The 14381-nt window shown below is 45.2% G+C and carries 11 protein-coding genes; 8 read left to right on the forward strand and 3 right to left on the reverse strand.

Going from position 1 to position 14381, the window contains the following annotated elements; all coding sequences use genetic code 11:
• Window positions 1-36: 36 nt before the first annotated feature.
• The 6 genes from L4D05_RS07290 to dgcA all read left to right on the forward strand — a co-directional run bounded on the left by L4D05_RS07290 (window position 37) and on the right by dgcA (window position 7046).
• Window positions 37-1122, forward strand: coding sequence for a DUF4056 domain-containing protein (locus L4D05_RS07290; RefSeq protein WP_428793462.1), 1086 nt, complete (start codon window positions 37-39; stop codon window positions 1120-1122).
• Complete coding sequence (locus tag L4D05_RS07295) at window positions 1115-1489, forward strand: diacylglycerol kinase (RefSeq protein ID WP_428793463.1); 375 nt, start codon at window positions 1115-1117, stop codon at window positions 1487-1489. Before L4D05_RS07290 ends, L4D05_RS07295 begins: the two co-directional genes overlap by 8 nt.
• Before the next feature lie 564 nt (window positions 1490-2053).
• Window positions 2054-3829 carry a M28 family metallopeptidase gene (locus L4D05_RS07300; protein WP_428793464.1) on the forward strand — a complete coding sequence of 592 codons (1776 nt, stop codon included), beginning with the start codon at window positions 2054-2056 and terminating at the stop codon, window positions 3827-3829.
• 163 nt (window positions 3830-3992) lie between these two features.
• Window positions 3993-4901 (forward strand): LysR family transcriptional regulator, encoded by a 909-nt coding sequence (locus L4D05_RS07305; RefSeq protein WP_428793465.1) that lies wholly within the window; start codon window positions 3993-3995, stop codon window positions 4899-4901.
• Window positions 4902-5051: 150 nt separating this feature from the next.
• Window positions 5052-6056 (forward strand): N-acetyltransferase DgcN, encoded by a 1005-nt coding sequence (gene dgcN, locus L4D05_RS07310; RefSeq protein ID WP_428793466.1) that lies wholly within the window; start codon window positions 5052-5054, stop codon window positions 6054-6056.
• Between the two features lie 24 nt (window positions 6057-6080).
• On the forward strand, window positions 6081-7046 hold the full coding sequence (gene dgcA / locus L4D05_RS07315) for an N-acetyl-D-Glu racemase DgcA (RefSeq protein ID WP_428793467.1): 966 nt from the start codon (window positions 6081-6083) through the stop codon (window positions 7044-7046).
• A gap of 58 nt (window positions 7047-7104) precedes the next feature.
• Here the strand turns inward: dgcA and L4D05_RS07320 are convergent, their stop codons facing one another.
• Window positions 7105-8493 (reverse strand): MATE family efflux transporter, encoded by a 1389-nt coding sequence (locus tag L4D05_RS07320; RefSeq protein WP_428793468.1) that lies wholly within the window; start codon window positions 8491-8493, stop codon window positions 7105-7107.
• A 274-nt stretch (window positions 8494-8767) separates the two neighbouring features.
• On the opposite strand from L4D05_RS07320, the gene L4D05_RS07325 reads away from it, so the two are divergent.
• The gene (locus L4D05_RS07325; RefSeq protein WP_428793469.1) at window positions 8768-10165 is read left to right on the forward strand and encodes a DEAD/DEAH box helicase; all 1398 of its coding nucleotides are present in this window, start codon (window positions 8768-8770) and stop codon (window positions 10163-10165) included.
• Window positions 10166-10434: 269 nt separating this feature from the next.
• Window positions 10435-12435 (forward strand): methyl-accepting chemotaxis protein, encoded by a 2001-nt coding sequence (locus tag L4D05_RS07330; RefSeq protein ID WP_428793470.1) that lies wholly within the window; start codon window positions 10435-10437, stop codon window positions 12433-12435.
• Window positions 12436-12578: 143 nt separating this feature from the next.
• Here L4D05_RS07330 and L4D05_RS07335 read toward each other — a convergent pair whose 3' ends face one another.
• Both L4D05_RS07335 and L4D05_RS07340 read right to left on the reverse strand, forming a co-directional pair.
• On the reverse strand, window positions 12579-13268 hold the full coding sequence (locus L4D05_RS07335; RefSeq protein ID WP_428793471.1) for a murein L,D-transpeptidase catalytic domain family protein: 690 nt from the start codon (window positions 13266-13268) through the stop codon (window positions 12579-12581).
• Between the two features lie 295 nt (window positions 13269-13563).
• Window positions 13564-14379: a DeoR/GlpR family DNA-binding transcription regulator gene (locus L4D05_RS07340; protein ID WP_428793472.1), complete on the reverse strand. Its 816-nt coding sequence runs from the start codon at window positions 14377-14379 to the stop codon at window positions 13564-13566.
• Between the last annotated feature and the right edge of the window lie 2 nt (window positions 14380-14381).

Consider the following 14381-nt stretch of genomic DNA (forward strand, 5'->3'; position numbering starts at 1 on the left):
CCGGCTTTATTTTTCACCCTCGACATATGGTTCTCTATGAAAGTTGCTTTTTTGTTCATCAGTCTACTGCTTGCATCACTACAACCTAGTTTTGCATCTACCGACACCGTACCCGTTGGAATTCGACCATGTTGCGCCTTTGGAACGGGCTTAAAAGCAGAGCTAGGAAGCGTCCCTGTCCCCTTTTTCTCGATCAATAACGTTTTAAACCCTGAAGATATTCAGGCGCACGTTTTTAACGACGGCTCTTCCAACGTTGTCAGCAGTCTGTTTGGCACATCTGAAGAAACCAACGGTCTGATTTTTACCAATAAAGGCGGATTTATCGATACCGCGCATGTTCGCGACACGGCTGATTTTGCTTTTTATCTTTATCGCGCTATCAAAAACCGCAAGGAAGACACGCTATCGATTAAACTTACGCCTGAGTTGCGTGAGCGCCGTATTGAAATGACGGATCTCAATGCGTTAAATGCTGCCGAGCATGAAGATGCAAAATTGGCCGCGCTGCTTGCATTTCGATTAGCGCAATGGCACGAAGTCGCCCAATGGTATGGCCTAGTATCTGTCGGTGGCTTTAAAGAATACGCATCAGCGTTTTCCCCCGAAGATCTTTATTCCAATATGCTGGGAGCACGTATTGCCCTAGAAATTATCGAGGTGAACCCTGCGATTACTCAAAAGAACTTCGTCTTGTTGTTCCCGCAATATTTCCGCAAACACCTAAAAGCCCTTGATGCACAAGATGAAGACACAACGATCGCGCAACTAAAAACACTCGATGGTATCTGGTGGGATAGCGAAAACCGTCTACCAGACAAATGGGTGGTCAAGACTCGTGATTACCAGTTTTCCCTTGTTTTAACACCAAATGGCGTTAAAAATGGCACGCAATTGTCACTCAATGAATTTGCTGAACTCGAAAAACACGCCCAATTTCAATTAGTAAAAGCTGACAATATCAAATCGTTTGATATACTCCCCGTCGCTTTGAAGTCAATGGAAGTATGGACTGTTAACGATTTCCAATCGCTCGCCAATGTGGCGAAAGCTGAAGACGATAAGCATTCAAATAACCGCAATGACGCATTATCGATGAAGTTGAACGAAAGCCATGACTGAGATGCAAAAAAACACAGGTATCAAACGTATACTCCTCGCCGCTAAATATTCTTGGTTTGGTTTAATTGCCGCATGGAAGCACGAAGCGGCGTTTAGACAAGAGATCATAGGCCTAGTGATTGCGGTCGCAGTCGCTACGTGGCTGGATATTTCTCTCGTAGAAAAAGCAGCACTAATTAGCAGTGTACTGTTTGTCATAACCGTTGAGCTGATGAATTCAGCTGTTGAAGCCGTTGTCGATAGAATAGGTCTAGAACGTCACGAGCTATCAGGGCGTGCCAAAGATCTCGGCTCAGCCGCAGTATTTGTTGCAATCGGGTTAGCATTGCTCGTATGGGCAAGTATTCTTTGGACTTACTTTAGCTAATACGTTCAAACCATTATCTAATACGTTCAAACCAATAGTTAGTGAGTTCAAATTAATCGTTAGTAAATTCAAACTCATAGTTAATCGCTCCTAACTTACGGCAAATAAACCCAAACTAACGGCTAATAAGGCTTGACCTTTCCCATAGGTCAAGCCTTAGTGTTATCTAAACACGATAAAACTAAGGCCAATTCATGGGATGCTGCAATCGTCCGCCCAACGGCGGCACAAACCAACTAGGTAAACTGTTCAAGCTTATCGCCATTTTATTCGTGATCATTTTCACTCTTGCCCTACTCTTTCCAAGTTAATCGTTTTTCTGTTTTAATTGATAAGTCTATAATATATAAGCATGTTCTATTAATGTGTTGGAATGTAGACCTACTATCCACTCACCGATGAAAATGCCACTCATTGCATAGTATTAATTAGAGTTGTCTTCCAGCGATCTAACACTAGCACTCTGTTACATTTTATTTACATTCATCTTGAATAATCATTATTTGTTATGCACCGCATCGGTGAGTGCATAACCCATATGGAATATTCAACATGGAGTAACAGATGCAACAACATAATAAAATACTATTGGCTGGAATAGTCAGTACGACAATGCTCAGTGGCTGTTGGTGGGAAGACCCGAAAAACGTTGCCAAATACGTCAGCGAGAAGATTGAACGTGAAGAAGTGGTTGAGCACCTCGTCACGCTAGAAGGGCTTGCTTCTACTACCTCTGATGGCGCATCAACCACGCGCGCCGCCGGTTCAAAAGGCTATCAAAACTCGTTGGAGTATATCGTTGAAGTCATGCAAGACAGTGGCTATGACGTCACTACCCAATCCTTTGACTTCCGAGCATGGGAAGAACTAACGGGCACTCAGCTTGTCGTTGATACACAGCCTCTCATTGGTGTTCGCGATGTACAATCAGGGCAAGAGCCCGATTTTGCCACCATGTCTTACTCTGGGTCGTCTAGCGGATTACTGACGAGTAACCTTGCCTTTGTGACACCAGACTTCCGCTTCGACGCAAGCGACTACGACAGCACAGACGGGTGTGAAGCATCCGATTTCACCGGCAAAGCCATTGCTGGCAAGATTGCCGTCATACAACGCGGTGGCTGCTCCTTTGATGCTAAAGTCGTTAACGCTCAAAATGCCGGAGCCATTGCGGCCATTGTGTTCAACCAAGGTAACGATGAAGGTCGCAAAAGTGTGGTTAACGGCACATTGGGGAGCGACAGTTTAGCCACTATCCCAGCTTTTGGTGCGCGCTATGATCTTGGTAAATCCTGGTATGATTTATCACAAGCCAATGCCGTCAGTGCATCGCTGTCTGTCAGCGTTCAAGATGAGGTTGTTGTCACTGAGAATATTATTGCCGACTCCAAAGGTGGAGATGAATCACAGATTGTCATGATTGGTGCTCATCTAGATTCAGTACCAGAGGGACCCGGAATCAACGATAATGGCTCCGGTACTGCAGGTCTACTGGAATATGCTGTCACATTGGCTGATTTAGGCATACCCGTTAAAAATAAAGTTAGATTCGCTTGGTGGGCAGCAGAAGAAGCCGGACTGGTGGGCTCTGAATATTACACCAGCACGCTTTTCTCTCAACTGTATACGCAAGCACAAAACGAAATACTAGCAGAGCTCGGGCTTAGTGACCCATCCGAGCTCACCGCTGAGCAAGTCGATTTAGTTGAGGCTCGTTATAATGCGAACAATGATATTAAACTCTATCTTAATTTCGATATGATTGGCTCGCCAAACTACGTACTTGGTGTAATGGATGGTGATCTATCCGATACAAAAGACAGCCCAGACAATGCTTACACTGGCAATTTCGAGCCACCTTATGGCACCTCTGACATTGAGCTAAATTTCAACGAATTCTTTGGCTCAAAAACGCTTACAACGGTACCACAAGCACTCTCCAAGCGTTCAGACTATGCAGGCTTTGCCGATTGGGGCGTCGCATTTGGTGGGCTATTTACTGGCGCAGAGAAAGTAAAATCGGCTGAAGAAGTCGAGCAGTTTGGTGGCGATATTGGCGTCGCTTACGATGTCTGCTACCACCAAGCTTGTGATGATCTCAATAACATCAGCCAAGAAGCCCTGTATGTTAATACTCAGGCTCTTGCCTATGTGACAACGTATTACGCAATGAGTCCGAGTTTATTCCCAGAAAAACCGCAAGCGGCGCCACAAGTAGCAAGCTTTGGTTTGCGCGAAAACGCGTCGCAATCACTACGCATAGGCGAAAGACTTAAAGCCGCTGATAGCGTTTCTGATCATGACCACTTCCACGGAGATTTTGACCAAGATAAACACTAACTAACATCGCAGCCATGCTTTTCCTCTAGTACAGACGTGCTGGAGGGAAAGCATCATTATCACAGCGCAGCTATTCACTGCGGCATGATTCAACAATGAAGATTCTCAATTAAAGCAAATTCCATTACAGTGATTCCATATTGAAGAAACAAATGGAAAACACGTGAACCTACGACAATTGGAAGTCTTTTATGCCATCATGCAAGCTGGCACCGTTTCCGGCGCGGCAAAAAATCTACATGTATCACAACCCAATGTCACACGAGTTCTCGCTCATACGGAACAGCAGCTTGGTTTTACTCTTTTTGAACGAGTCAAAGGGCGCTTAGTCCCTACCCTTGAAGCAAACACCTTGCTGCCAGAAGTTGAAAACATCTACCGCCAGCTCAATCAGTTTCAAGTTCTCACCAATAAAGTGAAGCAAGGACACCAGCATATTCGTATTGGTGCGCCACCAGTACTTGCTAGTCATTTGCTCACCCCAATTATTGCGGACTTCTACCAATCACACGCATGTACTATCGATTTAACCACAGGGAATCGTAACGAGTTGTGTGATGCATTACTGAATAATGAACTCGATATCGCGATCGCGTTTGGCGACAAAACACCGGCAGGGATTTCTCATGAATTACTCATAAAAACCGCCATGAAAATATTGTTGCCTCGCTTACCTTGCCAATCATTAATCCCTGCTGATAAGCACCCTATTAACATCCCGCTCGAACTATTGTTGCAACAAGACGTCGCAATTATCGCATTGGACAGCCGCGATCCATTGGGAGACAAATTATCTCAAGCCATCGCTGCCATTGACTCAAACCACGCCCCCTCTATCACTGTGCGAAATTACAGCGCTGGCGCAGAGCTTGCAAAACTTGGCGCGGGCATTGCCATTGTTGATCCTTGGACGGCCGCTCAATACCAACATTGCCCTGAACTCTATGTCGCAGAATTGAACACACCACTAGATTGTTCAGTCTCTTTAATGACCAGTGATCTACACCCACTGTCGATTACTTCAAAACAGTTTTTGCAGCAACTTCGCCAATATGACGCAGTAACGCAGTAACGCAGTAACGCAGTAAAAATACTAAACCACTGTCTATTAGCACTGCCCATAACCTAACGTTATAGGCAACCAACAATAGAGTATTCGTCCCTAGCTCAAACCGCGTTTATCTTAGTTGTTACTTAATGCACGCTAAATGAAAGGGACACCATGCGAATTTCTCAACCATACTTACTTTTCCTCGGGGATGTTACCGACCCTCTTTCCGCAAAAACGGCGCGTGGTATTGTGCAATGGCGGCCTGAAGCATGCTTAGGTCAACTTAGACTCACCGCAGACACCGTTTCGCTAGGTCTTAGTGAGATGACCCTGCAACAAGCAAAACAGCAAGGAGCCAAAACCTTGGTGATCGGCACGGCGAATGCGGGGGGAGTGATACCTAGAAATTGGCTAGACACGCTGATCAGCGCCGCGAACATGGGGTTTGATATTGCTTCAGGTATGCATCAACGATTGTCTGAAATACCAGAACTTACCGAGTTAGCAAACCAAGGGATTACCCATCTATTTGACGTTCGCCACTACGATGAACGGCTATGTGTGGGGACAGGGAAAAAGCGTCAAGGTATGCGGCTGCTAACCGTTGGTACAGATTGCTCGGTTGGCAAAATGTTCAGTGCTTTAGCAATCGAACAGTCACTTAATTCACGCGGAATCAACGCTCGCTTCAAAGCCACCGGCCAAACCGGCATCCTAATTGACGGTCAAGGTATATCCGTTGATGCCGTGGTGGCGGATTTTATCTCGGGTGCTGTTGAACAAATAAGCCCTGATTTCGACACACACCAGTGGGATATTATTGAAGGACAAGGGTCATTATTTAATCCCTCTTTTGCTGGCGTCAGCCTAGGGCTTTTACACGGGGCACAACCGGATGCCCTGATTCTATGTCATGAAGTCGGTCGCCAGCACATCCGGAATCTACCGCACGCCCCATTACCGACGCTCGACCAAACCATTGAAGCCAATCTTTGCGCCGCTCGCGTGACAAACCCCAACGTTCAATTCGCTGGTATCTGTTTAAATACTTCGGTATTAAGTGTAACGGACGCTAAACAATTGTGTTTAAGCTTGAGTGAGCAATATAAGCTCCCAGTAACTGACCCTGTACGCTTCGGAGTTGAAACCATTACCCAAAAGCTATCGACATTGTAAGAGAGCACTAAATAAGAGAGCACTATGAAGATAATCAGTTGCCATCACGCGATAAAATTAGCCAAGCCTTTTACTATTTCTCGAGGCACTCGCACGCATTGCGACGTCGTTCGCGTGTCTGTGCAATTCGAGAGTTTCACCGCTGAAGGGGAGTGCACTCCTTACCCCAGATATGGCGAAACGGTGGACTCAGTAATAGCGCAAATTTCACAATTTAGCTCACAACTCACCTCCCTTACGCCGTACTCGGCCCGTTTGGCTTTACAGACAATGCCTGCTGGTGCAGCTAGAAACGCCATCGACTGCGCTTTGTGGGCACTCGAAGCCAAGCAAAAGGGACATCAATTCCCACTGCAGCAATTTTCAATCAAACCAAAAATTGAAACGGCGATGACCGTTTCAATGGCCAGCCTTCAAGTGATGGCAGAGCAAGCCAAAGGGTATGTCGAAGAGGGAGCAACCTTACTTAAGGTGAAACTTAATGCCGATGAGGTCATCGAAAAAACTCGTGCAATCCGAGCGGCGGCACCGAATGCCAAAATCATCATCGATGCCAATGAAGCATGGCAAACATTGAATCTGCCGACGATCTTTAGTGCCCTTGCGAAGTTGGAGGTCGCTATGATCGAGCAACCTGTACCTAGCGGACAAGATCATTTACTCAAGGGCATCCCCCACCCCATCCCGCTGTGCGCCGATGAAAGCTGCCATACTCGTGCCGAACTTAACGCCCTAGTTGGCTGCTATGACATGATCAATATTAAACTCGACAAAACCGGTGGACTCACTGAAGCATTAGCGTTAGAAAAACACGCGCGTGCGCTAGGGCTGGGTATTATGTCCGGTTGTATGCTAGGTACCTCGATGGCGATGAAAGCTGCTCTGCCGATCGCCACTAACGCGGATATTGTTGACCTTGATGGCCCCGTTCTTTTAGGGACTGATATAGACGACAAGCTAACGTACCTAAATGGCGCGATAATATTGTAATTGAATAGCAAACAGCCCGAGCATCAAGTCTCGGGCTGTTTGCTTGCGGTCTTACTCATTACGCAGGTGACACATCACCGCTATCTGAGTGACGGCGAACAACAATTCGCAGACGGAGCAGCATCAAGGCAGCCGCAACCGTTAATCCTGTCAGTATACCGACCCAAAAACCTTCTTCTCCCATTGCTGGAACAATATGGTCCGTCAATCCCAAGACCACACCAATTGGAAGCGCGAGCCCCCAATAAGAAGCAATCGCAAGAAACATCGGCACTTTGGTATCTTTATAGCCGCGCAATGCACCATTCGCTGACGTTTGCAGCGCATCACTAAATTGATACATGGCAGTAAATACCAATAAGGTTGCTGCGGTCGCACTAATTGCAGGGTCAGCGGTATAAAGCCGAATGATAACTTCAGGGAACAATAAAAACGTCGCGACAGACAGCAACGACATTAATGCCGCAACGAGAATACCAAACTGGCTTCGCTCAACGGCGCCCAGATGATCCTTAGCACCAAGAGCATGACCCACACGAATCGTAATGCCGAAAGAAATACTCATTGGAATCACATACGTCATGCTAGAAATATTCAGAGCAATCTGAGCAGCTGCCACATTCTCTGCCCCAATCCGTGCAATCAGCAACGCAATCACGGCGAAGATACTGCCACATACGGCAATATTCATCCCAATCGGCAAGCCTAATTTTAACAGATGGCTAATTTCTTTTGCTCGCGGTTTAGTGTCTTTAAAACGTAAGATTGTTTTAAAATGATGGTGCCCTTTAATATAAGAGTACAACAGCGCCGACATCATCCAATACACCAAACTGGTTGCCCAGCCACACCCTACAGCGCCCATTTCTGGCAAACCAAACTTGCCATAAATAAGGACATAGTTCACGGGAATATTGACGAGCAAACCCAAGACCGAAATGATCATCGGCGCTTTGGTATTATTCATCCCTTCGCAAAAGCCATTCAAAGTATAAAACAGGGCAATACCCGGCACACCAAAAGCTAGGGCGTACGCGTAGTCGCTGGCAATAGGAATAATCTCTGATGCCACGCCTATCCACAGTAATATGGGTTTAGCACTTAATAAATAACCAATAAGCAAAGCACTCGAGGCTAGTGCAAGCCAAAGCATCTGAACAAATTCAACAGAAATACTATCAAAGTCACGGGCACCGCGGTGAAAAGCCACCACAGGCGTTAACGCCATAATAATGCCGCGCAGCAGCAGTAACACCGGAATCCAAAGACTGGTACCCAGTGCTATCGCAGCTAGATCAGCAGGACTCACCTGCCCTGCCATTGTCGTATCAACGAAACCCATCGCCTGAGTAGCAAGCTGGGTCAAAATAATCGGCGTCGACAACGTCATTAACGCTCCCGATTCGCGGGTAAAACGAGGTAAAAAAGCACGAGCGGTAGTTTGCATGGGGGTTCAAAACACCAATATAAATGCACCAGTAATGGCGGGATGGCGGTGTGCATTTTAGGGTGTGCCCTGTGGGCGGCGACAATATAAACGGCATCATGGTTAATTTCAAGCCACCAATAACTGAGAATTGTATTGATGTTCGACACGAAAGCACGCAAAATAGCGCGCCTTGCCCTATCTTAGGGTGTATGGGTGCACAAAAAAGGATACGCCTACCCCGGCAGTATCGATTTGCTATCCCACTCTGCTATCCCACTTACTGAGTACCACTATGAGTTTTGAATCCTTAGGATTATCTGTTCCACTTCTTCGCGCTATCGACGAGCTTGGCTACACCAAAGCATCGCCAATTCAAGAAAAAGCCATTCCTGCCATTATCGAAGGCAAAGACGTCATGGCTGCCGCTCAAACAGGAACAGGCAAAACTGCAGGATTCACGTTACCGCTACTTGAAAAGTTGAGCTCAGGGCAAAGAGCCAAGAGCAATCACGTACGCGCGCTTATCCTTACGCCAACCCGTGAACTTGCCGCTCAAGTTCATGATAGCGTAGTTAAGTATGGCGCTCACCTGCCTACAACGTCTAATGTGATATTTGGTGGCGTTAAAGCCAACCCGCAAATGCAAAAGCTTCGTAAAGGCTGTGATGTCCTTGTTGCGACACCGGGTCGTCTGCTCGATCTTTACAGCCAGAATGCAGTGAAGTTTTCACAGCTTGAAGTACTTGTACTTGATGAAGCCGATCGTATGCTCGATATGGGCTTCTTCCGTGATATTAAAAAGATCCTCGACCTATTACCAAAAGAGCGTCAAAACCTGCTTTTCTCGGCAACCTTCTCGCCAGAAATTCGCTCTTTAGCAAAAGGCTTAGTACACAATCCGGTCGAGATTTCAGTAAACCCGCCTAACTCAACCACTAAATTGGTTGAGCAAAGCATCTATGTTTCCGACAAAAACCAAAAGTCAGCGATTCTGGCTAAGCTCATCGAACAAGGTGACTGGAAGCAAGTTCTCGTCTTTAGCAAAACCAAACACGGTGCTAACCGTTTGGCTCGCTTTTTAGAAGGCAAAAACATCTCTGCGATGGCGATCCACGGTAACAAGAGCCAAGGCGCAAGAACCAAAGCACTGGAGCAGTTTAAAACTGGGCAAATCCGTGTGTTAGTGGCTACTGACATTGCGGCTCGTGGCTTAGATATTCCTCAGTTGCCACAAGTCGTCAACTTTGATTTACCACATGTCTCTGAAGATTATGTGCACCGTATCGGTCGTACTGGTCGTGCTGGTGAAACGGGTAAAGCATATTCACTGGTTTGTGCAGACGAAGCGAAAGAGCTGTTTTCCATAGAGAGACTAATTGGCGAAGTGTTAACACGACATGAAATGGAAGGCTTCAAGCCTGTTCATGCACTGCCAGCCTCAAGAACAGACACTCGTGCAATGAAGCCTAAAAAGCCGAAGAAACCAAAACAGCCAAAAACAGAACATGCGGATGGTCAACGTCCAACGAATAGCCATCAAAAAACCAAGCAGAGACAATTTGGTAACTCTGAGTCAAATAACAAAAATGGCGGCAAACCGAATGCTCGTTCCGGCGCGAATGCCCGCCCAGGCAATGCCCCAAGAAGACGTAAGCCAAAACCAACCAATACGGTTGCTAAGTCACAATAACTAGACGGCTTATTAAGCCGTTATTATTGATTAAAAAAGCCATCGCAAGATGGCTTTTTTAATGGTGCTGTGACCATCGCCTTACCGCCAAATAGTAAACACCATCGAGGAGATACTACTTAATGGGTAGCCTTATTTTTGACACTAAGTCAATATTTTGACTACACTTGCGCTACATCATTCTTCTATAAAATAACTATGCAACCTCTTTTCACTTGATAACAATTTTTGTTAAGTTCATCGCAAACATATTGCATAGGGTTATATTCATGCTCAGGTCGCTACGTTCGCTCAATATTAAGAATACCATTCTAATCGTTTTCTTAATTCCAACGTCTCTATTAATCATTTTAATTGGAATTCAAATAAGCCAAACTAATCTGCAAGTTTCTGAAGCAGAAACCTCTGAAGAATCGGTCCAGCTATTTCACCTTTACGACGAAGTTGCCCACCAATTTGCGGTTGAGCGTGGATTAACAGCGGGTGTCATTGCAAGTAAAGGGCAAGGCTCACAAGTTGATGCACTCAAAAAACAACGAAGAAATGCCGACCTTGCTTATCAAAACCTCATTACTTTCCAACCTGTGCATATCGAGCCTGCGCTTTTTAGCAGCCTTATGATGGATATTAAGCAACAACTTGAGCGAAGAGGTAATATACGCACGCAAGTCGACAACCTAAACATCAAAGACTCTCCGTTTGCTTTCTATACCAACATCAATACTTTAGCACTTGATAACTTATCCGTATTACTGACTCAAATTAGTGACCCACAGCTCAAACTGAAAATGCAGGGGTTACTAGAATTATTAGTGATCAAAGAGGAAGCAGGGAAAGCTCGCGGCGCTCTTAATGGTGCCTTTGCAGCGCAGCATTCTTCATTAGACGCCTATACCAATATCAACACGTATGTCGCTACAGAAAAGCAAGCATTGAGACAAGCCGAACTTCTATTGCAAGGGGATATCAAACAGCAACTCATCGATATTACTCGTGGCCAGACTTGGAAAGAAGTTAACGGTATACAACAGCAGTACCTTAGCCAAAAAGACAGCCTTGCCACGTTATCCGGTCCAACACCGCAAACGTGGTTCCCATTAGCCACCAAACGAATTGGCTCAGTGAAAGCGCTGCGTGATACCTTTACTCTCGATATTTCTCAGACGGCTTCTGAACTGAAAGCGCAAGCGAGTCGTACTCGCTTTTCCTATATTACTCTCGCGCTATTTGTCGTGGTGCCATTGACTCTACTCGCCATCCATTCGGTACGCACCATCCGTCAGCGGGTCCGTCAATTTAGTCAGCAACTTGACCACATTGCGAAAAACAAAGACCTAACGGTGAAATTGACCAGCAACAAAAATGATGAATTGGGTGAAATTGCCTTTCATTTTAATCACCTTACAGACAGTCTAAGCCAAGCGTTACGTAAGTCGCTCGATGTTGCTAACCGAACCGAACACGAAATGAAAACTATGACGAAATTGGTCAGCCAAGCGCAAGAAGCTAGCCAACAGACGCACCTTCGTTGTGACAACATCGCAACGGCGATGACCGAAATGTCACAAACCAGCCAAGAAGTGGCCAGTATCACGGTAGAGGCGCAAAACAGTGCCGATAGTGTCAAAGACAAAGCTATAGAATGTCATCGACACGGCGAACAATCGCTCGCCACTACCACGGGTCTGATTGAAAGCGTAAACGATACCTATACGTGCTTAGAAAGCCTTGAGCAGCAAATGGCGAACGTGACTGAAATACTCGACAGCATTAATGCTATTTCAGAGCAAACTAACCTTCTCGCGTTAAACGCGGCGATAGAGGCCGCCAGAGCTGGCGAACAAGGGCGCGGGTTTGCTGTCGTCGCAGACGAAGTGAGAACGTTGGCGCAACGCAGTAAACAGTCCACAGAAGACATTCGACACCTTCTGGACAACATCAGTGATAATGCCAAAACCTCCTTTGGCAATATGCAGCGTAGCCGAGATGCTAGCTACACCACTCAAACCATGGTATCTGAAACCAACGATATGATGGATGCACTCACTGTGACGGTGAAAGAAATTACCGATTTCAACACCAGCATAGCTACCGCTTCAGAAGAACAGTCTCAAACCACACTATCGGTTGATTCTGATATCGATAATTTATTGGCTCTTGTGGAAAGTACCAATCAAACCGTTGCTAACCTTCACAACGAAATGAGTACTGTGGAGTCGCGAATGTCGGAGCTAGTAAACGAAGTATCTGCTTTTAAACTAAGTGCCTAATGTTAAATTGAATGCGTAACGTAATAATTTAAAATACTTTATCACTTAAAAGCGTAGATAAAAAAATACCGAGCTAATCATGAACAATGCATTAGTCTCGGTATTTTTATTTGGAGTCAGCGCCGATACGAGCCGCTTATCCGCTAGGAACTCGCGTAGATCACACTGCCACCTTTAATGGTGTCAATAATCTCTTTAGATAGTGCCTCAGGTAGTGCTGGGCAACCCCAACTGCGACCTAAATAACCATTCTTTTTAATAAATGATTCATTCGCATAGTCTGCACCGTGTACGACGATATAGCGCTCTCTTGCATTATCGTTAACACCACGACTCAAGCCATCTAACCGTAACGAATACCCGTTGGATCCATAATAAGTGGTGTCGGTGACAAAGGTACCTAACGATGTTTTTCTAGAATTAATCGCGTTGGAAAACGCCGTTGCTTCTTTTGCACCACTATTAACACCATGAGAAACGTACGTATTATACATAAGCGATTTTTTATCTAAATCAATCACATAAAATCGCTTATCGGTTGAAGGCTTAGAATAATCAATGATGGTTAATAAGGGTTTCTTTTTTTCAGGCGTTTTTCGATAAGCAATATAAGCCTCTTTAAACAGCTGAAAATCAACCACACCATCTAAGGCTGCACGATGATAGATGAGTTCAACAAGCGTTTTAGGTGCCTCTGCCTTTAGCTCGACATTGCCCGGTGATAGCTCTGTTTTGCTCGATAATAGTTCTGTTTCACTGTATGCATTATATGAAAATGCCAAAGTCGCTATAAAAGCAAACGTCCATAGCGGGGAAATAATATTTTTAATCATTACTACAACAAGTTAGCTCAATAAACCGATTCATACGTTCAATGACGCACGGATAATTGCCGAGATATTACGCTAATTCGAGCAGACATTGAACACTATTGTGTGGTTTTTAAACAAAAATTTGAAACAAATCGTATAATATCTACAGAGACTTTAATCGATTTATTTATAATCAATAAGTTAACCTTCTTATTCCAATACATTAAGTGTTACAAGATAAATACGCCACTTAATTCATAGCCCATATGCTATCTGTATGGCACAATCTATTTTATAGCATGCATATTAATATGCATTAACCATATGTCATTCCGTCCGCTGTTAATGATGTGACTGGCTTGGTCTGCTGAGAATGATGGCCGGTAAATATACGGTCAAAATAACTCAGTGACGCGATTTTAGCGTTGGCTTTACCTTGCCACTTAGAGCTGTTTGCTACCAACCATCTTTCATTTGCACCAGCAATAATATGTTGGCTGACTGCGGCCTCTCGTAATTCATGCTCAAAAGCATAATCTTGCTGTTCACATGGTGCAGACGCAAACGAGCAAGATCGCACACTCGTTGACATCTCTACCGCACGAATAGAAGCGCAGCTCACAATACCAATATCGGCGGAGAACTGGTCAAAAAATGGTACCACGTGGTCCCCAACGACGTCTCTATCATTGCTTCGAACTCGCCCACCGGGTACCCAAGTTTCAATATGATCGCACTGAGACAGGACATGCGCTGCTTCAAAATTGTTCGTGACTACTCGTAACTCTTGATGAGCGACTAATTGTTCTGCAATCATCGCAATGGTGGTACCAATACCCAAAAATACCGTACTACCATTCGGAATATGCTGAGCCACTTGCTTGGCAATAATCACTTTTTCATCTTTATTGGTCGTTTGACGCGACACATAACTGCGATTCGCCAACATCGCGGGTAAACCCACGCCTCCGTGATGACGGCACGCTAGCCCAAGGCGGCACAATTCGTTTATATCTCGCCTTATTGTTTGAGTCGTTACCTCAAAGCAACGTGCTAAATCATCAATAGCGCAATATTCCTGAAGATGGACTTTGTCTATAATTGATTGCTGACGTAGAGTTAATTTATGCATGA

It is taken from the genome of Vibrio nomapromontoriensis, assembly GCF_050337205.1.
In the GTDB taxonomy this organism is placed as follows: domain Bacteria; phylum Pseudomonadota; class Gammaproteobacteria; order Enterobacterales; family Vibrionaceae; genus Vibrio; species Vibrio nomapromontoriensis.